At 50.5% G+C, this 22,522-nt stretch carries 9 protein-coding genes; 7 read left to right on the top strand and 2 right to left on the bottom strand.

Annotation, left to right across the window (positions count from 1 at the left end):
* Nucleotides 1-75: 75 nt before the first annotated feature.
* Complete coding sequence (locus PSI15_RS03560) at nt 76-984, bottom strand: ABC transporter transmembrane domain-containing protein (RefSeq protein WP_273582329.1); 909 nt, start codon at nt 982-984, stop codon at nt 76-78.
* 1,263 nt (nt 985-2,247) lie between these two features.
* Here PSI15_RS03560 and PSI15_RS03555 point away from each other — a divergent pair.
* From PSI15_RS03555 to PSI15_RS03525, 7 genes are all read left to right on the top strand, one after another.
* A complete protein-coding gene (locus PSI15_RS03555) occupies nt 2,248-3,459 on the top strand; it encodes an aspartate aminotransferase family protein (protein WP_273582324.1) in 1,212 nt (403 codons plus the stop codon).
* Between the two features lie 23 nt (nt 3,460-3,482).
* Nucleotides 3,483-4,511, top strand: a complete 1,029-nt coding sequence (gene astA, locus PSI15_RS03550; RefSeq protein ID WP_273582328.1) for an arginine N-succinyltransferase — start codon at nt 3,483-3,485, stop codon at nt 4,509-4,511.
* Between the two features lie 57 nt (nt 4,512-4,568).
* The gene (astD, locus tag PSI15_RS03545; RefSeq protein WP_273582323.1) at nt 4,569-6,065 is read left to right on the top strand and encodes a succinylglutamate-semialdehyde dehydrogenase; all 1,497 of its coding nucleotides are present in this window, start codon (nt 4,569-4,571) and stop codon (nt 6,063-6,065) included.
* 2 nt (nt 6,066-6,067) lie between these two features.
* The gene (gene astB / locus PSI15_RS03540) at nt 6,068-7,411 is read left to right on the top strand and encodes an N-succinylarginine dihydrolase (protein ID WP_273582322.1); all 1,344 of its coding nucleotides are present in this window, start codon (nt 6,068-6,070) and stop codon (nt 7,409-7,411) included.
* A gap of 12 nt (nt 7,412-7,423) precedes the next feature.
* Nucleotides 7,424-8,455: a succinylglutamate desuccinylase gene (gene astE / locus PSI15_RS03535; protein ID WP_273582321.1), complete on the top strand. Its 1,032-nt coding sequence runs from the start codon at nt 7,424-7,426 to the stop codon at nt 8,453-8,455.
* Between the two features lie 66 nt (nt 8,456-8,521).
* The gene (locus tag PSI15_RS03530; protein ID WP_273582320.1) at nt 8,522-9,943 is read left to right on the top strand and encodes an amino acid permease; all 1,422 of its coding nucleotides are present in this window, start codon (nt 8,522-8,524) and stop codon (nt 9,941-9,943) included.
* Nucleotides 9,944-9,985: 42 nt separating this feature from the next.
* Entirely contained in the window at nt 9,986-10,687 is a 702-nt protein-coding gene (locus PSI15_RS03525; protein ID WP_273582319.1) for a GNAT family N-acetyltransferase, read from the top strand.
* A 69-nt stretch (nt 10,688-10,756) separates the two neighbouring features.
* On the opposite strand, the gene PSI15_RS03520 is transcribed toward PSI15_RS03525, so the two are convergent.
* Entirely contained in the window at nt 10,757-22,330 is an 11,574-nt protein-coding gene (locus PSI15_RS03520; protein ID WP_273582318.1) for a non-ribosomal peptide synthetase, read from the bottom strand.
* Nucleotides 22,331-22,522: the final 192 nt, after the last annotated feature.

The following is a 22,522-nucleotide window of genomic DNA, read 5'->3' as shown; positions in this document are numbered from 1 at the left end:
TTTTCTTTCTGAAAAAGCAAGAAGCAGTGACAAACAATAAGATTAATTTTATGACGAATGAGTGCAAAATTGGCCTTATTTTTTGTATAGGGAGTTTTTAGAGGTTCCCACAATTTCACCTTGCGATATTTTCAAACTTAATGGACCGAGTGCGAACTGGCGATCTTCTTTATCGGTCGTGTAATGGTGGATAACCTCTTTTAGCTCAAGTGTTATTGCTTGTGGCTTGTTGAATGGATTAGGGCCTTCGACCTGTACGGACAGGGTTTCTTCCAGTTCACTGTCAAGGCGGCGCATTTTATTGAGTGAAACTTCCGCTTCCCTCAGTTCAGGAATGGCGCCGATAACTTCACTGATGGGACCGGATAAAAAGAGCACCAGCAGCGATACCGTCACCAGCGTTGATGGCTCTTGGGGAAGCCAAATCGGGACAACAAAAACGATCACACCAATGATGACATAAAATGTGACAGAGCTGGCATTAATAACCCAGGCATAGCTGGAGTTTGCCTTGACGCAGACTTCTTGAAATACTTTGGCTGCCGGGGCAATCACTTTATTAATAAAAAGATGGCCTTTTTGTTTATTGAGTTGCAGCTCTTTACTACCATCAATCAGGCTTTGGAAATGAAGGTATATTTTATCGATTTGATCACGCATCTGTGTCATTAATTGTAATGGATATTTTTCCCACAGATAAAACACATACATACCGATAAGGCAGAACACAGCCAGAATGAGAAACAGTTGCCAGGACATCCAGGCTAAATAACCAAAACAGGCGATGATGAGGGTGATATTACCAAAAACTGACGGTGCCAGCATAAAGGAGTGTACGAAAACATCGACGTCTTTAGTTAAAACCGCCAATAAGCCATGCCGCCCAAGTTTATGGAGTTTTTTAAGTGGTGCCCGTAAAATTTTATTACTTAAACTTAGGCGTAATGAAAAAACAGTGGATTGGGATAAATGAGATAATGTAATTTCCGATAGGGTTTTAGTAATAAAAAAATAAAACAGATACCAAAAAAACCCAAAGAAATGTATTTAGGTTAATCTTTTCTGTCACTCCTTGACTGATCATCCCGACTATCGAAGCACCGGCAAACCCACTAATTAATGCGCTTATTGTCGATACCAGCAGTAATACCCAAGATTGACGATATAAATAAGCTATTAGAGTCATAAAGAACAAGCCATTGTCGAAGGTTATAATTAATATGAAAATTCATATATCTGTTTACTCAATCCATTATGGTTGTTTTTTTCTTATCAAACTGCAAGCGTGATTTATAATATGACGATATTAATAAATATAACTGTGATGAAAACTATTCCCTGAGGTAAATGATAAATTAATTTGATTATAAAGAGAAACTATATAAATGATATAATTTAATCAGTTATATAGTTTATTAAATTTTCTTTGCATACCTCTACCTAATAGATAACAAATTGTTACTTTGTTGATTATTTATATTGTAAATTGAAATTTGGTGTCTATATAATAGCTGGCCTTGATGTGATTTCATTGATGATAATTAATGTTAGTTAATTATTTAACCTAATACTATTTTTATTTTAGCGGTGATATGAGATTACATGGTCATTGGAATCAACAAGTTAAATCTTTTTCTGACGAGGAGAAAATAAGAAATTCAGCAATATTTCTACCGTATTATCAGGGGGACTTTAAATATTGTTTTGATGAATCCCAAAATGGTTTATCTAACAGATTGAATCTATTAGGTCATGGTCATCAGTTCCACCCGTTATAGGGAGCCGGTGAATCCTTGACAGTCACCGTACCCACTCAGAAACAAAGGTAAAAATTGTTAATTGCAAATATAATTTTCAGATTATGGACAAAATAGAGAGTCACGATTTATGAATAATTATTGAACGAAATTACGTCATTTCCATTATCTTCGTTTCAACACCTCTTTTTATTTATTTTTTTATGCATAAATGCTGCATAAATAGAAAGTCAGTGCATTGTTATAAATTGTGAAAGACCTCATAAAGTAAATTAATTGTGATTTAATTGTATTGACTTTGTTAAATCCAAAAGAGATTATGAGGTCAATCACTGATCAAAAAGGTTCAAAAAACGCCTGCGATAATGTCATTGGAAATTTATCGAAATAATGAATTAATAAATGAAATATAGCCATCCATGAAAAATTAAATTCAATGGTATATAAAATTAAATTTAATTTAATAGCCTAATAAATTGAGGAAAAACAAATGTCGAATGCGATTCACAGAAATTGGTTTGACCAGTATATGGTTCCCTGTTTTTCACCTGCGAATTTTATCCCGGTGGTTGCCGAAGGTTCACGGGTCTGGGATCAAAATAGTAAGGAATACATTGATTTTGCGGGAGGAATTGCCGTTAATTCACTGGGTCATGCCAATGATCAATTAAAGAATGTATTAAATTTTCAAATGGAAAACCTATGGCATATTGGTAATGGTTATACAAATGAACCTGTCTTAAAACTGGCGAAATACTTGGTTGAAAATACATTTGCAGATAAGGTTTTTTTCTGTAATTCCGGGGCGGAAGCGAATGAAGCAGCATTAAAAATTGCCCGGAAATATGCGTTGGATAAATATGGTCATCATAAGAACGAAATTATTTCATTTGAGAATTCCTTCCACGGCAGAACATTATTTACGGTGACTGTCGGCGGGCAACCCAAATATTCCCAAGATTTTGCGCCATTGCCACAGCAAATTAGCCACCTGCCATTCAACGATATCGACGCGATTAAAGCCCATATATCAGAAAAAACCTGCGCTGTGATTGTTGAGCCGATCATTGGAGAAGGAGGCGTGATCCCGGCTGAACCGGCATTTTTGCAGGCATTGCGCGAGTTGTGTGATCAACATCAAGCGTTGCTGATTTTTGACGAAATCCAAACCGGCGTCGGACGGACGGGGTATTTATATGCCTATGAGGAAACCGGCATAGAGCCGGACATCTTGACCAGTGCCAAGGGGTTGGGGGGTGGGTTCCCGATTGGTGCCATGTTGGTTAGGCAGCATATCGCAGAGGTGTTCCAGCCGGGAACACACGGCACAACCTTTGGCGGAAACCCACTGGCGGCAGCCGTTGCCAACACCGTCGTCGAACTGGTGAACCAGCCGGCGTTCCTTGCCGGGGTGCAGGAACGCCATCATGAATTTATGCAACGGATGTCCGATCTCAATCAACGTTATCCGGTATTTAGTGAATTACGGGGCAAAGGGTTATTGCTGGGTGCTGAGCTGGTTGAAAAATATCAGGGCAAGGCGAAAACCCTGACCAATATCGCTGCGGAAGAGGGATTAATTGCCCTGATAGCCGGCCCCAATGTGTTGCGTTTTGCGCCTGCGTTAAATATCGAACCGCAGGATATCAACGACGGTTTCATCCGCCTTGAAAACGCCCTTAAGCGATTTGTTCAGGAATAGAGCCGAATTGGGGTGAGATCATGATGCTATTTAGATCCGTTCAACATGAAGATTTAGAGGATATCCTCAATCTTTCGTCCCGTGCTGGCGTTGGCCTGACGACATTACCCAGTAATCAGGAATATCTGACGGCACGGATTTCACGCAGCATTGATTCTTTCAACAATGCAAGGGGACGAGCACAACAAGGGTTTTTATTTACCTTGGAAGACACGGAACAGCATCGTGTTGTTGGCGTCAGTGCGCTGGAAGTTGCGGTGGGGCTGGAGGAGCCTTTCTACAATTTCCGCGTACATAAATCAGTGCGGGCTTCCCGCGAATTGGGGGTTTACAACACCTTTGAAACGCTGGTGGTCGGGCAGGATTATACCGGATGCAGTGAATTGTGTACGTTGTTCCTTGCCCCTGATTATCAGGGGGGAGGCAACGGGGTGTTTCTTTCCCGAAGCCGATTTCTGTTTATTTCCGCATTCAGGCACCTGTTCCCGCAATCTATTTTTGCGGAAATGCGTGGAGTGGTGGATCAACAGGGTGAATCGCCATTTTGGAATGCCCTTGGCAAACATTTCTTCACGGTTCCCTTTGCACAAGCGGACTATTTGACTGGCATTGGCTGCAAAACGTTTATTGCCGAGTTGATGCCGTTTCATCCGATTTATGTTCCTTTGTTGCCAGAAGAGGCCCGTCAGGTCATTGGTCAGGTGCACGAAAATACCTTGCCCGCCCGTGCCATCTTGGAAAAAGAGGGATTTGCCTATCACGGTGCGGTCGATATTTTTGATGCGGGCACCATCCTGGATGCTGAGATTGACAATGTACGCACAATCAAAGCCAGCCGGATTGTGCATGTTAAAAGAAGCGATTCGGTTTCCCGATCATCGGCGGGCACACAGTACATCGTTTCTAATCTGAATTTTCAGGCATTTAAAGCGCTCCTGTTGAATATTTTTGCACCTTTGGATAGCGATGAATTGCCGCTTACCTCCGCCGAAATGGAGGTACTCCAGGTGGATGATGGCGATCCGGTACGCTTCGTTTCTCTTTTCTCTTAGGTGTATTCACGATTAATACTTTGTCATTAAGGGCTTTTGCCATTAAAGGATTTCACAATGAATCATCAAGCAAATTACATTGGCGGTGCATGGGTAGCAGGGCAAGGTCTGCCTGTCGTTAAATATTCTCCTGTCGATCAACGGGTTTTATGGCAGGCGAACGGCGCGTCTGCCGATCAGGTAGGGGCAGCCTGCCAGTCCGCCCGCCAAGCGTTTCCTGCCTGGTCCAGATTGGCGGTGGAAAAACGCATCGCGATTATTCAGACCTTTGCCGGTTTGCTGGCGCAAGAAAAAGAAAAGATGGCTCAAGTCATTAGCGAGGAAACCAGCAAGCCCCTGTGGGAAACCCGGACAGAAGTCCAGTCCATGATCGGCAAGATCGCCATTTCGCTTGAAGCCTGGGCGCAACGGACGGGGTACTCCGAAACGCCCATGCCGGACGGGAAAGCGATATTGCAGCATCGTCCCCACGGCGTGATGGCAGTCTTCGGCCCCTATAATTTTCCGGGGCATTTACCCAATGGGCATATTGTCCCGGCACTGATTGCCGGTAATACACTGGTGTTCAAACCCAGTGAATTGACGCCAATCACCGCGGAGAAAACCGTAGCATTGTGGATTAAGGCGGGATTGCCTGCCGGGGTGCTGAATCTCCTTCAAGGGAGCAAAGAAACGGGGGGCGCTTTGCTGGACAGTCGTGAAATAGATGGTGTGCTGTTTACCGGCAGTGCGGCAACCGGCTTTCACTTCCACCGCGTATTAGCCGGCCAACCGGAGAAAATGCTGGCGCTGGAGATGGGCGGTAACAATGCCCTGATTGTGGACGATTATGATGATATTGACGCCGCCGTTTACACCATTATCCAGTCGGCCTTTATCTCCGCCGGGCAGCGCTGTACTTGTGCCCGCCGGTTGCTGGTGAAGCAAGGGGAAAGGGGAGATGCCTTAATCCAACGGTTACTTGAGGCCAGCGCCCAGATTGTCCCCGCTCGTTGGGATGCTGACCCCCAGCCTTTTATGGGCGGCGTCATCTCGTTGGCCGCCGCGCAAAGTTTACTGGACGCGCAATCCAAATTGTTGGCCTTGGGCGGGGTCGCGTTGCTCACCTTAACGCAGCCTGATCCACATTCAACGTTGATGACGCCGGGCATCATTGATCTGACTCAAGTCGAAGCAATCCCTGATGAAGAATATTTCGGCCCCCTGTTAACGGTAAGGCGGTATACCACGTTCGACGAAGCCATCGCGCTAGCGAATGATACCCGGTTTGGGCTGGCTTCGGGGCTGATTTCGCCTGATGCCGGTCTGTTTGAAAGGCTATTACAAGAGGCGAGGGCGGGGATCGTGAATTGGAATAAGCCGCTGACAGGGGCATCCGGCAAAGCCCCGTTTGGGGGAATTGGGGCATCCGGCAATCACCGCCCCAGTGCCTATTATGCCGCGGATTATTGTGCCTGGCCGATGGCTTCCCTGACCGCTGAAAGTGTGGTTTTGCCGGCAACACCGACACCAGGGCTTGACTTTTTTCATTCATCAACCGGAGGTGAGAGGTAATTATGCCGGGTATTGAAGCCAATTTTGATGGTCTGGTGGGCATGACCCACCATTATGCCGGCCTGTCAACGGGGAATAAGGCGTCCATCAATCATCGGGGGCAAGGGTCCAATCCCCGTAAAGCCGCACTTCAGGGATTGATGAAAATGAAAGCGTTGTCTGATATGGGGCTGGTACAGGGGGTTTTGCCCCCGCAACAACGTCCTAACCTGCCGGCATTGCGGCAACTGGGGTTTACCGGCAGCGACGAACAGGTATTAAATAAAGCCGCCCGCTATTCCCCATTATTGCTGTCCAACCTCAGTTCCGCCTCTTCCATGTGGACGGCAAATGCGGCGACGGTTTCACCTTCCGCAGACAGTGCGGATCAGCGGGTGCATTTCACGGTGGCAAATTTAAATAATAAGTTGCACCGTTCGTTGGAAAGCCTCACGACGTCACGTGCCTTGCAAGCCACTTTTCTGGATCAAAACTGTTTTGTGCATCATGATCCGCTGCCACAACATGCCGATTGGGGAGATGAAGGGGCGGCGAACCATAATCGTTTTTGCGGCGAATATGATGAAGCGGGCGTTCAGTTATTTGTCTATGGGCGCAAGGCGTTGCAGGAAGGGGTAGCACCTGCGCGCTACCCGGCACGGCAGACACTGGAGGCCAGTCAGGCTATTGCCCGCCTGCATCAGCTTGAAGACGACAGGACAATCTTCGCCCAACAAAGCCCGGTTGCTATTGACAGCGGGGTGTTTCATAACGATGTCATCGCCGTCAGCAACCGCAATGTGCTTTTCTATCATCAGCAGGCGTTCTTAAATCCGCAGTCCGTATTGACTGAGTTGAGGGAAAAGATGGCCCGGCTTGGGCACGTCTTGATTGCTATTGAAGTGCCGACAGAACAGGTCAGCCTTCAGGATACCGTCAGTTCTTACTTATTTAACAGCCAGTTGTTGAGCCAGCCGGATGGCAACATGATGCTGATTTTACCGGAAGAGTGCCGGCAGAATCACAATGTCTCGGCATATCTGCAAGCATTGATTGCGCAAGGAAATTCTCCCATCACACAGCTCCACTTTTTTGACTTGCGGGAAAGTATGCGTAATGGCGGTGGGCCGGCGTGTTTGCGGCTCAGGGTGGTTTTGAACGAACACGAATTGGCCGCGGTCAATCCGGCTACCTTGATGACACCAGAACTGTATCAACGTCTGACGACATGGGTTGAACGCCATTATCGCGATGCTCTGTATGTCGCTGATCTCGCTGATCCCCAGCTATTGAGAGACGTTTACGCTGCTCTTGATGAACTGACGCAGATCCTCAAATTGGGTTCGATTTATGAGTTTCAGCGTTAATCGGGAGATGAAATGGATTTACTGACGCTATTACTTAACAACACCATATTGCCGGAAAACAAAATTGAAAATAATGTGTGTTTTCCGCCCACCATCACATCAACCTGGTTGGCAGAAGGGGTATTGCAACTGTTGCCGCAAACATTACCGCAAACATCATCGCAACGATCACCGCAAGAGTTCCCTCCTGATACGTTGATTATCTCAGCGGGCATTCATGGTAATGAAACGGCGCCCGTGGAAATACTGATCCAGATAGTGTCACAACTGGCGCAGGGAAATCTGCCATTGCAGCACAACCTTCTGTTGGTATTTGGCAATTTACCCGCCATGCGTGCAGGAAAGCGCTATCTTGAGCAGGATCTCAACCGCATGTTTGGCGGCCGTTACCGAAATTTTCCGTTGGGAAATGAATCAAACCGCGCGAGGGAACTGGAATCGGTTATCCGGCAATTTTTTAATCAACCCGCAGTGATGGCATCAACGAAACGCAGGCACCTTGACCTCCACACCGCCATTCGGGATTCCTGCCATGAGCAGTTTGCGCTGTTGCCCTATCAGGCACGTGAATATGCCGCGGATTTTTTACAATGGCTGGAAGACAGTAATATTGATGCGCTGGTCTTTCATAACACAGCCGGGGGGACGTTCAGTCACTTTACCAGCGAATATTTTAGTGCGGACAGTTGCACGTTGGAAATCGGCAAGGCGCTGCCTTTCGGGCAAAACGATCTGGCAAGGTTCAGCAATATGACCGCGGCCTTGCAGGATTTGATCGCCGGCCGGTTTTCCATCAAACGGGATAAACCGGCGCTTAAACGCTATCGTGTGGTGGATGCCATTATCAAACAACATGAGAGTTTTCAGCTCAATATCCCCGAAGACACGAAAAACTTTACTGAATTACCGGACGGTTTTGCAATCGCCCGCCAGCAAAATCAATCCTGGAAAATCACCTCACCTGCCAACTTTATTCTGTTTCCTAATGCGCATGTGGCGATTGGGCTGCGGGCAGGACTGTTGTTGGAGAAATATTGTTGTTAGAAAAAGATTAAGGTTAGAGAAATTCACATAATCAATGTATAAAAACGCAAACCGTAGAGGTTATTGATGACGAGATCATTAAAAACACCCGTAGAGGAACCATCCGTCGGTGCGCAGAAACTTCACCGTGGATTAGGTAAGCGCCATGTGCAGTTGATCGCCATTGGGGGTGCCATTGGCACGGGGCTGTTCATGGGAACAGGAAAGACGATTGCCGTATCAGGAACGTCAATTATCCTGACTTATCTTTTGATTGGCTTTTTCGCTTTTATGGTCATGAGGGCAATGGGGGAACTGTTGCTCACCAAGTTAGATTACAGAACGTTTGCTGATTTTGTCGCAGATTATCTTGGCGATAAGGCCAGTTATTTTCTGGGATGGACTTATTGGATGAGTTGGATTGTCAGTTGCATCGCCGATGTTGTGGTGTGTGGTGGCTATATCCAGTATTGGTTCCCGGACAGTTGGCTTTGGTTAACGGCACTGTTTATCTTGGGATTGATGTGCTGGTGTAACTTTTTCTCAGTCCGGCTGTTTGGTGAGGCGGAATTCTGGTTTGCCATGATCAAAGTGGTGGCGATAGTTGCCCTGATTGTTGTGGGTGTCGGTATGGTGATTGTGGGATGGACTTCACCCAATGGCGTGACAGCCTCTGTACGTCATTTGACGGAGCCTGACGTATTCCTGCCAAATGGTATTTTCGGCTTTTTTGCCGGTTTTCAAATCGCCATTTTCTCCTTTACCGGGATTGAGTTGGTTGGCACGGTAACGGCTGAAACCAAAGAGCCGGAAAAAATCTTACCCAAAGCGATCAACAGTATTCCCATCAGGATCATTATTTTTTACGTACTCTCCATGATGTGCATCATCGCGGTGACCTCATGGCCACAAATTTCCCCGGAAATCAGCCCATTTGTGACGTTATTTGCACTGGCCGGGTTACCTGCCGCCGCTGCGGTGATCAACTTTGTGGCACTCACTTCGGCCATGTCTTCAGCAAACAGTGGGTTATATGCCTGTACCCGAATGCTCTATGGCCTGTCTACCGAAAAACTGGCTCATCATAAATTCGGGCAACTTTCCATAAGCAGCGCCGTTCCGGTATTCAGCCTGATATTCTCCATTCTCTGTATGGCAAGCGGGGTATTCCTGCTGTTTATCATTCCTGATGTGATGAAATTATTTACGATTGTGACAACCGTAGCGGCTATTATGGTGATTTACAGTTGGTGCATGATCCTGCTTGCTTATCTGGCTTACCGCAAGCAACGACCTGATCTGCATAAAAAATCCATCTATAAAATGCCGCTGGGCATTCCGATGACCTGGTGTACTTTGCTATTTTTTGCCTTTACGGTGGTGATCATGGTATTTGATTATGACACCCGTGTTGCGTTATATGGCACACCCTTGTGGTTTGTGATATTAGAAATCTTATGGCGAAGAAGAAAATATCAAGAACAACTACGGAGAGAAATAACAAATTAATTCATTTATTAAATCTGTATTTTATTGTTACTGGGGGATAGCATGATATTTAGATCAAATTCTTTCGATGTGAAAAAAAAGAATATACCCAGCCCATTAGATCGAGCGCAATCCAGCTCAGATATTTCTTCAATCTCTCTTTACCCTAAAGCGCCAATAACGTTAAAGGAAGAGTCTGTCCTGAAAACAATAAATATTATTTATAACATGGGCAATCAAATCGTGATGGATGGGTGGGAGAATATATTCGATCAAGGTTTGGATGAAGACAAACGAAAATGGCAAAGCAGGTATGAAGATACTTGTGACATGCTTAAATGTGCCTATGATGTGTTAAATAAAAAGCAGGAGGGGAGGAATCCCACAACCGGATATTATTGTCTTATCTCTTATTTTAAATGGACGCCGGTTGGCTTGTTGATACTCGCTGTGAAAGAGAAAAAATCATCTGATTCATTCGCTTCGGTGGATGCTTATTTTATTAATCATTCACCTGAGATTTTGATTTTCGTGACGCATCCGGGTATTCAAAACAGTGGCATCATATTGATTGAACATGCTGTGAATAAATCGTTGCAATTGGGCTGCGCCGGTGTTTTACATGCGAGTCCCACCAGCGGCTCCATAAGGGCTTATACCAACATGGGGTTTGTTAAGACAGGGCGATTTATGGCGTTAAAACCAGCAGGAAATGATAAGTGGCAATATCAAAATGGCGGCTATCGTTTTCAGTGTGGTGGATAGAGTGAAACATTTAAATTTGAAAACGCCTTATTCCCCGCGTTGCGAGGAATAAAGCAGTGCCTGACCATTTCAATCTTGTGACTTATATCCCGCACAAGTCTCCCCCACAACCAAAGCCAATTCACACAAGGTTGGGTGAGAGAACAAAGCCGCCAGCGGAACGTGCATACCTTGCGCATACATCCGGGCCAGCAGTTGTATCGCGACCAGTGAATGACCGCCCAGCGTGAAAAAATTATCATGGCGGGCGACCCGTTCAATTTTCAGCAACGCCTGCCAGATCTTGGCCAACGCAATTTCCACCTCACCGATGGGAGCTTCATCACTGTGTGTCGCAGCATGTGTTGTCGCAACAGGTGGTGCCGGGTGTCCGGCGGCAGGCCGAACGGCGAGGTTTTCGATCGGCTGTTGGGGGGCGGTGTTCAATGCGTCAACCAGTGCCGTCAGGGCGTTGATCATATCGCTGTTCAAACGGGCGGGATCAATACCGGTCACGGCTTGGGCTGCCAATCGGAAGCCTCTGCCCCTATCATCCACGGCCAAGTAGAGGGAATAGTGAGTTCTCTCCTGTGCCGTTAGCAGACGTATGCCTTCCCATGTATTGCGGGTTGGATCCCGCCGGCTATGGCGATAGTTGAGCAGGGCGTTGAAGAGTGGCAGGGGCGGTGTCACACCGCTACAGCGTTGGGCCAATGCCAGTGGTGCCTGTTCATGTTCCAGTAGCCGGGTCAAACTGCGGTAGGCCGCTTGTACCGTCTCCTGTACGCTGCCCCCCGTCAGACGTATCCTGACCGGCAGGGTATTGATAAACAGCCCCAAAATCTTATCGAGACTCATGCCGCCCTGCATACGTCCCAGTAAGACGGTGCCGAAGACCACATCATCTCTTGCGCTGGCTTTTGCCAACACCAGTGCCCACGCAACATGGAACAGCACACCGGGGCTGACGCCCTGACGGCGTGCCTGCGTGCGGATCGCGCTGGACAAGGCCGCACTCAGAGGCTGTACGACTTCCGTGACAGGTTGATCTCCACGGTTGATGTCCAGTATGCCGAAAGGCGCGGTTGGTGTATCCACATCGGCGAGCATCTCACGGAAATAGGCTTTATGGGCTGACATGGGCACCCTCAGGGATTGGGCGATAAACTGACGGTAAGGCAGTACCGAGTGAAGTGCCGGAAGAGGTGCCGGAGAGAGGTGTTCGGTACAGGAGTACAATCGCTGATTAATTTCCGCCATGATAGCGTCCAGCGACATATGGTCATTGAGCATATGGTGGCAGCGCAGGGCCAGTAACCATTCTCCCCGCTGCGGATCATGGGCGATATCGGCGGATAACAGCGGCGCCTGACTCACATCAAGGCGGCGCTGGCAGGGATCAGTATGCGCCCGTAATTGAGAAGAAACGTCCTTGTCGCTGCCCGGCATAAACGTATCGATGCGCAAAGACGCCTGACGGCAGACAATTTGTACCGGTTGTTTTAATCCCTGCCAACAGATGGCGGTGCGCAAAATATCATGTCGGTCAATCAGTTGTTGCAACGCCGCCAGAAAATCATCAAGACGCTTACGGGTATCGAAAGCCAGCATGATGTGTAACAGATAAATATCTCCCTCTGTTTGCAGCAGGTGGTGAAACAGCATGCCTTCCTGTAATGGCGCGAGGGGATAAATATCTTGGATATTGGCTGCACCGCCGGAGATTGTTGCGGCGAGGGTATCAATCTCGTGTTGTGTTAAGGACACTAACGGCAACATGTCAGGCGTGATGGCAATGCAACCCTCCGGGATAAGATTGGGTGGCACAATGAATGGAGTCGTGTCCTGAACTGACCACATGGCTTTCGCCATCTCGGCCAGCACGGGAGCGGAAAACACGGTACGGATATCAAGGCCATAACCCTGATTACGCAGCCGTTCGATTAGGTTGACGACCATCAGCGAGTGACCGCCCAGCTCAAAGAAATGGTCATAACGGCTGACCTTTTCCAGCCCTAATAGAGCTTGCCAAATTTCGGCCAGTGCGATTTCCATCGCGCCGGTGGGCGCGGCATAAGTGCGGGTCACGATCGCCGACTGATCCGGCATCGGCAGGGCTTTACGGTCGAGCTTGCCATTGGGTGCCAGCGGGAAAGCATCAAGGATCACAAAGGCGCTGGGCAGCATAAAATCAGCAAGATGTTGCGCAAGTTGCTTGCGGAGTGCCGAGGGCACCAGTTTTACATTGGGTTCAGCGAGCAGATAGGCAACCAGACGTTTTTCACCCAAGATCTCTTCTCGGGCAAGCACAATGGCTTCACGCACGCCGTGGCATTGTCCCAATCTGGCTTCAATTTCTCCCAGTTCGATACGGAAGCCGCGTATCTTGACCTGAAAATCATTGCGGCCAAGGTACTCGATATTGCCGTCAGGCCGCCAGCGCCCCAAGTCACCGGTTTTATACATACGAGCGTTGGCGCGGTCGCTGAAGGGATCGGCGATAAATCTCTCTGCCGTCAGTGCCGGTTGGTTCGAATAACCACGGGCGACCCCCATGCCTCCGATATGGATTTCACCACTCACGCCGATAGGCACGGGCTGACCGAAGGTATCCAAAATATAGATGCGGGTATTGGATAACGGGCGACCAATAGGAATGTTGTCGATAATCGCTGGTGCTGTTTTGTTATCTATCCGCAGGGTCGTGGCGGTGACGGTCACTTCGGTGGGACCATAGGCGTTGAACCAGCGGCAGGATTGCGTCTGCGGGCACGATAGCCAGTCCATCAAATAGCGGTATTCCACTTTATCGCCACCGACAATCACGGTGTGCAGATAAGGGCTAAAACCGCCACGTCCGGCGACGATTTCCTGTACCCAGTGGTGCCAAAAAGCGGTCGGGATATTGATGATAGTGACTTTTTGTTCACGCAAGAAATCGACAAACGTGCTATCGGGTATTTTGATATGGGACGGACGCAGAACCAGTGTCGCGCCCGATGCCAGCGTGGGGAAAATATCCGATACCGAAATATCAAACGCCACGGTCACAAATTGCAGAATACGATCGCCCAATTGGGGATGACTGATCTGACAGTGGGCGTGGATCAGGCTCACGACATTGTGATGTTCCAGCATGACACCTTTTGGGTGTCCGGTGGAGCCGGAGGTGTAGATGATATAGGCCAGATGATGGGGTTGTAACCCTATTTGCTTACTGTCTGGGTTATGTTGCGGCTGTTTTGCCATCCTGTTTTGGTACGTTACATCGTCCAGCGGCCAGACAGGGATAGCTTGCAGCGGCAAATCGATGGGCAAACGTTGCTGTAATCGCTTTTGGATCAGCAAGATGACGGGTTTGCTGTCCGACAATTGATAGGCCAACCGTTCGGTGGGGTATTCGGGATCGAGCGGGACATAACCGGCACCGGCTTTTAAGATCCCGAACAGGCCGATGATCATGTCCAGACTCCGTTCAACATAAATCGCCACGCGATCATCCGGATGCACGCCAAAGGCAATCAGGCTGTGTGCCAGTTGATTAGCACGGCAGTTCAGTTCGCTATAGCTCAGCGATTGACCTTCAAAGACCACGGCGGTTACGTTCGGTGTGCGCTGGACTTGTGCTTCGAACAGTTGATGAATAAATAATGGATTAGTCAGCGCAGGTTGTGGGAAATCAATCCGGGGCGTATTGAAATCAACCAGTAACTGCCGGCGCTCTGCCGCGGATAATATCGACAGGTGGGCAATGGTCTGTGTTTCATCGGCTGTCATGGCGGTCAGCACGTGGATGAGATAACCGACCATTCGTTCAACGGTCGCACGCTCGAACAGATCGGAAGCATATTCCAGATAACCACCAAGTCCATTCAAGGTTTCTGTCAATGGCGTTTCTGTTAATGGTGTTTCTGTCAATGATAATGTCAGGTCAAAGTGCGCACTGTGGTGTGGCTGTTCCATCAACGAGACGGATAAACCGGGTAATTCGAAGCGCTGGGCGGGCGTATTGTTCAGCGCCAGCATAACCTGAAAGATCGGGCTGTAGCTCAGGCTGCGTTCAGGTTGCAGCGTTTCCACCAACTGTTCAAACGGCAGGTCTTGATGCGCATAGGCCGCCAGCGCCCGTTCACGGACGTGAGCAAGCAGTTCCGCTACCGTGTTGCTATTTTCCAGTTTGACCCGCAATGGCAGGGTATTGGCGAAAAAGCCAATTAATCCTTCGAGTTCACTGTGTTGGCGGTTAGCGACGGGGGTGCCGATGACGATATCATCCTGACCACTCAGGCGGGACAGTACAATACCCCAGCCGGCCAGCAGGATCATAAATAACGTGGTGCCCTGACGCTGACCGAGCGCCCTGAGTGCGGATAATAAGTCCGCACTCAGGTGGACGGGCACGTGACTGCCGGTATAACGTTGTTCGGGGGGACGCGGTCGATCGGTGGGGAGATCCAGCCGTGCCGGTGCGCCTTGCAGTTGCTGTTGCCAGAAATTTTGTTGCGTGGTGAGTACTTCACCCCGCAGCCATTCCCGTTGCCAGACGGCATAGTCGGCGTATTGAATCGGCAGGGGGGGCAGGGGATCAGCATGTCCTTCCCGCGCAGCCCGGTAGAGTGCCGCCAGTTCGCGGAACAATATGCCTGCCGACCAGCCGTCGCTGATCATATGGTGTTGGGTGAGGATCAAGACATGTTCTTCGTCCGCCAGTTGCAGCAATTGTCCCCGGATCAGTGATTCATGGGCGAAATTGAACGGGGTTTGGGCTTCGCGTTCTACGAGTTTATCAATACGGTTCAGGCGGGCGGTGTTGTCTAATCCGCGCAGATCCTGACGGGTCAGATTAAACCCGCTCTCTGCGGCGTCGATGTGCTGGTAAGGCTGTTCATCCACCAGCACAAAACGGGTGCGCAGGCTTTCATGTCGGGTGACGAGGCGATCAAGCGCCGCCGTAAACGCCGAATGGTCGAGTTGCCCGTTGAGGTGCAGAACGGCCGGAATATGGTAGGCCAGACTGGCGGCGGGATTGAGCCGGGCGAGGAACCACAGGCGTTGCTGGGCGAAAGAGAGCGGCAACGGCTGGCGGCGATCGGCGGCAGGGATTAGCGTTTGCGTCACCCTTGTTTGTGTAGCCATTGAACTGGCGGTGAGCACCGCTGCCAGATCCGTAAGGATAGGATGGGCAAAGAGTTGCGGCAGGGAGAGTTCCCGCGCCAGCTTCTGCCGTATCCGGGCGGTGAACTGAACCGCGAGCAGGGAGTGGCCGCCGAGTTCAAAGAAATGATCATGACGGCCGACCTTTTCTATTTTCAATAGTTCCTGCCAGATCCCGGCGAGTGCCATTTCTGTGTGACCGATGGGGGCTTCATAGCCGCGGGTTGCAATGGCAGACTGATCCGGTGCGGGTAAGGCCTGACGGTCGAGTTTGCCGTTCGGCGTCAGCGGGAAGGCCTCGAGCGTGACAAAGGCACCGGGCAGCATATATTCGGCAAGGTGTTGCGCGAGCTGCCGGCGAAGTTCCGCTGGTTCCGGTTTCATCCCCGCTTGGGGCAGCAGATAGGCGACCAGTTGCTTTTGCCCTGAACCGTTTTTATCTGAACCATTTTCACAAGCCAGTACCACGGCTTCGCGTACCCCGCGGCATTGGAGCAATTGCGCCTCGATTTCCCCCAGTTCGATACGAAAGCCACGGATCTTGACCTGAAAATCGTTGCGGCCGAGATATTCGATATTGCCGTCAGGCCGCCAACGCCCCAGATCGCCGGTTTTGTACATTCGGGCTTGCGGCAGGCCGGAGAATGGATCGGGCAGGAAGCGTTCTGCCGTCAGTTCCGGGCGATTCAGGTAACCGCGAGCCACCCCCGCTCCGGCGATATGGATTTCTCCGGTAACGCCAAGTGGCGCGGGCTGGCCGTGAGTATCCAGAATATAAATCTGGGTATTAGCAATCGGGCGGCCAATATGGGCGGCAAAGCCCGTTGTCCGGTGCATGCGTACCCAAGTCGAATAGGTTGTTGTCTCCGAGGGTCCGTATAAATTGCACACGTCCTGTACCGCCGTTCGCGTGAACAACTGCTCAACGAGATGGGATTTCAGGGCTTCACCGGCCAGATTGATGGTTCGGGTGGTTGCCGGGATCGCCGTCTCAGGGATCGCATTGGTATCAAGCAAATGGGCGACAGCCGATGGCACGGTATTGATCAGGCTGACGGCCGGTTTTGGGGTGGCAGGTTGGGTGACCAGCGTAAGCGCATCAGGGACAAGATGTACCGTGCCGCCTGAGATAAGCGGTGCAAAACATTCGTAGACGGCCAGGTCAAAATTCAGCGAGGTTGCGAACAGGGTATGGGCTAATTCCTCAGGGCGGAACGTTTGCCGCGCCCAAGTGAGGAAATTCACCGTATTGCGGTGTTCGATCGCCACTCCTTTGGGCAGACCGGTAGAGCCTGAGGTGTAGATCACGTAGGCCAGATGGCGCGACGTCAGGCCTTGTGCCTGTGGGGCAGGATTTTCGGACGGCATGTTATCAAGGAACGATACTGTATCGAATAGCACTGTGGGCACCGGACAGGCCAGCCGATCGGCCAACGTCGTCTGGGTAAGCAGTATCCTCGGTGCGGCATCTTCCAGCATATACGCCAGCCGTTCGGCGGGATAAGCCGGATCGAACGGTACATAGGCTCCACCCGCTTTCAAAATGGCCAATAAACCGACTACCATCGCCGGACTGCGTTCGACACAAATCGCCACCCGATCGTCCGGACGCACACCCAGCCCAATCAGGTGATGCGCCAGACGATTGGCGTGGCGGTTCAGTTGATCATAGCTGAGGAGTTGATTATTAAAGGCTACGGCAATGGCGTCGGGAGTGCGTTGTACTTGTGCTTCAAACAATTGATGAATTAACGCCTCTTGCGGGAAGTCAGTCTGGGTGGCGTTAAAATCAATCAGCAATTGTCGGCGCTCGGTGGCGGGCAGAATGGGGATATGCAAGATCGGCTTGTCAGGCTCCGTGTCCAACGCATCCACCAGCCCCGTCAGGGCGGTGGTCATATAGGCGATCAGGCGGGTCGGATCGATACCTGAAACCGTCTGCGCAACCAAACTGAATCCTTCACCCAAATCATCCACGGACAAGGTAAGAGGATAATGGGTTCGCTCCTGTACCGCCAGCAGGCGGACACCTTCCCACGCGATATGGATTGCACCTGGTTGACTATGGCGATAGTTGAGTAGTGCGCTGAATAGCGGCAGGGATGGTGCCACTCCGCTACAGCGCTGTGCCAGCGCCAGCGGGGCTTGTTCATGTTCCAGTAATCCCATCAGACTGCGGTAGGCCGCTTGCACGGTTGCTTGTGCGCTTCCTGCCAGCCGGATTCGCACGGGCAGGGTATTAATAAACAGTCCCAAAATCCGGTTGAGGTTGATATTTCCCTGCATGCGTCCCAGCAAGACCGTGCCGAAGACCACATCATCCCGCCCACTGGTCTGCGCCAGCACTTGTGCCCATGCGACATGGAATAGCACGCTGGAACTCACCCCCTGACGGCGAGCTTGCAGGCGGATCGCCTTGGCCAGCGCCGGATCAAGGGATTGAGTGGCCTCTGTTATCTGTCTGTCCCCATTGAGGGTATCCAGTATGCCGAAAGGCGCGGTCGGCTCATGAATATCGGCGAGCACTTCACGGAAGTAAGCCTCGTGCCCTGAATCCTTCATTCGCAGGGATTGGGCGACAAAGTTGCGGTAAGGCCAGTTACGGTAAGGCAACGCGGCCGGCAATTTCCCGTTATCTAAGTTTTCAGCACGCTTGTTTTGGAAATGACGATATAGCAGTTCATTGATTTCAGCCATGATCAATTCCAGCGTTATATGGTCACTGATCAGATGGTGGAAGCACAGGGCCAGCAACCACTCATCCTGCTGCGGATCATGGGCAATGTCGGCTGAGAAGAGCGGAGCCTGACTGATATCAAGACGGCGATGGCGCGGATCGGTATGCGCCAGCAATTGCGCAGGGACGTCCTGTTCGCTGTCTTTGCTATCTTTATTGTCCGGTATAAACGCGTTAATGCGCAGGGTGGCTCGACGCCAGACCACCTGTACTGGCTTTGCCAAGCCCTGCCAGCAGACGGCGGTGCGTAAGATATCATGGCGGTCAATGACCTGTTGCAGGGCAGCGAGAAAGGCATCAAGGCGCTTGCGGGTATCGAAGGCAAATAAACTACGTAACAGATAAGTGTCGCCTTGGGTCTGTAGCAGGTAATGAAACAGAATGCCTTCCTGGAGTGGTGCGAGCGGGTAGATATCCTGAATATTGGCGGCACCGCCGGGAGTCGCGGCAGCGCTGGCATCAATGTCGGCTTGGGACAGGGAGAGCAGCGTCAACATGTCAGGCGTAATGGCGGTGCAGCCATCCGGGATAAGATTGGGCGGTACGGCGGAGGTCGCCGTATTGTCCTGAACGGCCTGCATCGCTTGCGCCATCTCGCTCAGCACCGGAGTGGTGAACACCGTATGGATATCCAGCAGCCAACCCAAACTGTGCAGCCGTTCGCTCAGGCTGACCGCCATCAGTGAATGGCCGCCAAGCTCGAAAAAGTGGTCATGACGGCCGATATTTTCCAATCCCAGCAAGGCTTGCCAAATTTCGGCCAATACCGTTTCTGCTTCATTCACCGGCGCTTGGTAGCCGCGTGTTGCGATTGCCGCCTGATCCGGTTCCGGCAGGGCCTGACGGTCGAGTTTGCCATTGGGGGTTCGCGGGAAGGTGTCGAGCGTCACAAAGGCGCTGGGGATCATATACTCGGCAAGGTGCTGCGTGAGTTGCCGGCGCAGTTCCGCCGGCGCTAATTCTGCGTCGGGTTCAGCCAGCAGGTAAGCGACAAGGCGCTTCTGATCGGCACTATCCTCGCGGGCAACCACAACCGCTTCGCGCACCCCGTGGCACTGGGTGAGCTGAGCTTCTATTTCCCCCAGTTCAATGCGGAAGCCACGCAGCTTGATTTGAAAATCGTTGCGGCCGAGGTATTCGATATTGCCGTCAGGCCGCCAACGCGCCAGATCGCCGGTTTTGTACATGCGGGCGCTGGCTACCGACGAGAAAGGATCGGGCAGAAAGCGTTCTGCTGTCAGTTCTGGGCGATTAAGATAGCCACGGGCGACCCCCACGCCACCGATATAGATCTCGCCTTTTACGCCGATCGGGACGGGCTGGGCATGGGCATCAAGGAGATAAATTTGGCTATTGGCGATGGGGCGGCCAATCGGCGGCGCATTTTTTTCCTGACGGTCACAGGGATAAAGGGTGGCGCAGACGGTGATTTCCGTCGGCCCATAAGCATTAAACATCTGTCGCCCCTGCGCCCAGCGTTTGACCAGCGTTGACGGACACGCCTCACTGCCGACGATCAATGTTTGCAGTGTGTTGGGTATGGAGTCCATTGCCGTCAAGGCCGTGGGTGACAAGAGGGTGTGGGTAATGGCACGGGTTTTTAAGTAATGGGACAGGGCGGCACCGGGCAGGATATTGGCACGTTTGGCAAGATAGAGACGCGAGCCTGCCAAGAGTGCCATGCAGCATTCCCAAATATAACCATCGAAACTGTTTGAGACAAACTGCAAGACACGGCTGTCCGGGGTCAGAGACAATCTGTCTTGCTGAGTGGTAATCAAGTTACACAGGCCGCGATGTTCGACCATCACCCCCTTGGGTTGGCCGGTGGAACCGGAGGTATAAATGACATAAGCCAGATGGTGTGAGGTCAGCCCCAGCGCGTGAGGATCGGGGTTTTCTTCCGGCCTTGCAGCCAACGCAGGGCATTGTTGGGCATCAAGCACGATGATGGGCACCGGTGAGTGATGGATTGGCAGGTTATTGCCCAGCATGTCGACCATCGCAGCCTGAGTAATCAATGCCATCGAGGCGGAATCATTGAACATATACGCCAGCCGTTCGGCCGGATAAGTCGGATCGAGCGGCACATAGGCTCCACCCGCCTTGAGAATCCCCAAAAAACCGACCACCAGATCCAGGCTGCGTTCGACATACATCGCCACCCGATCGTCTGGCCGCACGCCCAGCTCAATCAGATGATGTGCCAGCCGATTGGCGCGGCGGTTCAGTTGGTCATAACTGAGGGACTGGTCGTCAAAGATCACAGCGAGGGTATCCGGGTGCTGTTGTACCTGCCCCTCGAACAGTTGATGAATCAAGGTATGTTGTGGAAAATCAACCTGCGTGGCATTGAAATCCAGCAAGACTTGTTGGCGCTCGGCTTCCGGCAGGATGGGCAAATGGGCGATCGGCGTATCCGGTGCGGTGACGGCGGCGTCGAGCAAGACGGCAAGGCGGGATTGGAGGGTCATGACTTCGGTGGTGCTCAGGGTGTCAGTAGAGAAATTAAACTCAATCGTGACGGGGGGGTTGTTATCCTCAAGACAGGCGGTGTCGGTGTACTGCTTGATAATGACCGACAGAGGATAGGGGACACCGTGATACAGGTCAAAAGATTCGATGCCGATCTCTTCTCCTGCCATGTGCAAATGCGCTGTAAACGGTTCGAGTGACAATGTGATGTTAAATAATTGTGTTCGTCCCGTTTTCTGCTGGATTTGGGTTTGTCGAGTGATCTCGGCAATGGGCAAACGTTGGTGCTTGTAACAACGCCGCAATTCTGCGGCGGCTTTGTGCATGACATCAAGGAAGGTGTCCTCTGGTGATAGGGTCACGCCAATCGGAATAACGGAGGCGAACATCCCCATGGTGCTTTTATGGCGGGCATTTTTGCGGTTGTGCACGGGAATGCCAATCACGATTTCATCGACTTCCGTTATGCGGGTGAAATAGCCGGCCAGAACGGCATACATAAAATGCAGGATGGATAATCCCTGTCGGGTCACGGTCGTTTCAATACGCTGATAAAGCGTCTTGTCTATTTGCCAAAAAAGCGGCTTGGCTTGCGCGTTGTTTGCTGTTTTTTGGGTGTTAGCCGGCGGGAGCAAGGGTTGTGGCAGGTTTTTATAGCGTTCTTGCCAAAATTGCACATCGTGTGAGTGGCGGTGGGAAATAAGATAAGCCCGGTCATCCTCAACAAAATCCAGATAAGAGGCAGCCGCTTTATTGAGGGTTTCTTGCTTTATCGGGTGATTTTTAATCAGGTTGTTTTTTATCAGGTCGCTTTTTGTCAGGTCATTTTTTACCAAATAATTGTAGGTATCAATAACCTCGTCAAGCAGCATGAACAAACTCATCCCATCCATGATCAAATGATGACAACAAAATTGCCAGTATCGGCGTGTCTTGCTTACCCGCAGTATCTCAGAGCGCCACAACTCACCATTCAAGTTGAATGGGCGCATGAACTCGGTATCAATGTGTTGTCTGGCTTGGGTTTCTGCGTCTGGATGCGATGAAAAATCGCGGAGGGTCACGGAGACAGGGAGAGTATTATCAACCTGTTGGCGGGGTAATGCGTGGGTGTTGATGAGCTGTAAGCGCAATGTATCGCAACGGGAAACCATCGTCTCAAAGGCAGTCACGAACGCATCTTCATTCAATTCCCCATGGATGCAGATAAAAAGACCAATATTATATTTGGGCGAACCGACATGGATAACCTGATCGAGCCAGATGACTTGTTGAGGAGAACTCAGTGGGTGTGTCATATTCATTTCCCCTGTGTAGTTGGGTGCTGGTAAAAAATGAACTGATGAATTGTTATAAATTAGAGTTTTAAACTAAAAATTGTCCTTATCGCGTGTAATTTTGGATAAATTAGTTAAAAAAACAGGCAATGTCGATACTTTTTGTTTATCCATTGTTTACCAGACAGGGGGTGTGAGGGCGGCGTCATGGCG

This window comes from Xenorhabdus sp. PR6a (assembly GCF_028599065.1).
GTDB classification, from domain to species: Bacteria; Pseudomonadota; Gammaproteobacteria; order Enterobacterales; family Enterobacteriaceae; genus Xenorhabdus; species Xenorhabdus doucetiae.
The sequence above is the reverse complement of the archived record's forward strand: the minus strand, read 5'-3'. Positions and strand labels throughout refer to the sequence as shown.

What these genes read in the sequence shown, in the direction of transcription:
- PSI15_RS03525 (WP_273582319.1), top strand. Translation starts at nt 9,986, where the DNA reads ATGATATTTAGATCAAATTCTTTCGATGTGAAAAAAAAGAATATACCC.
- astE (WP_273582321.1), top strand. Translation starts at nt 7,424, where the DNA reads ATGGATTTACTGACGCTATTACTTAACAACACCATATTGCCGGAAAAC.
- astD (WP_273582323.1), top strand. Translation starts at nt 4,569, where the DNA reads ATGAATCATCAAGCAAATTACATTGGCGGTGCATGGGTAGCAGGGCAA.
- astB (WP_273582322.1), top strand. Translation starts at nt 6,068, where the DNA reads ATGCCGGGTATTGAAGCCAATTTTGATGGTCTGGTGGGCATGACCCAC.
- PSI15_RS03520 (WP_273582318.1), bottom strand. Translation starts at nt 22,330, where the DNA reads ATGACACACCCACTGAGTTCTCCTCAACAAGTCATCTGGCTCGATCAG.
- PSI15_RS03555 (WP_273582324.1), top strand. Translation starts at nt 2,248, where the DNA reads ATGTCGAATGCGATTCACAGAAATTGGTTTGACCAGTATATGGTTCCC.
- PSI15_RS03530 (WP_273582320.1), top strand. Translation starts at nt 8,522, where the DNA reads ATGACGAGATCATTAAAAACACCCGTAGAGGAACCATCCGTCGGTGCG.
- astA (WP_273582328.1), top strand. Translation starts at nt 3,483, where the DNA reads ATGCTATTTAGATCCGTTCAACATGAAGATTTAGAGGATATCCTCAAT.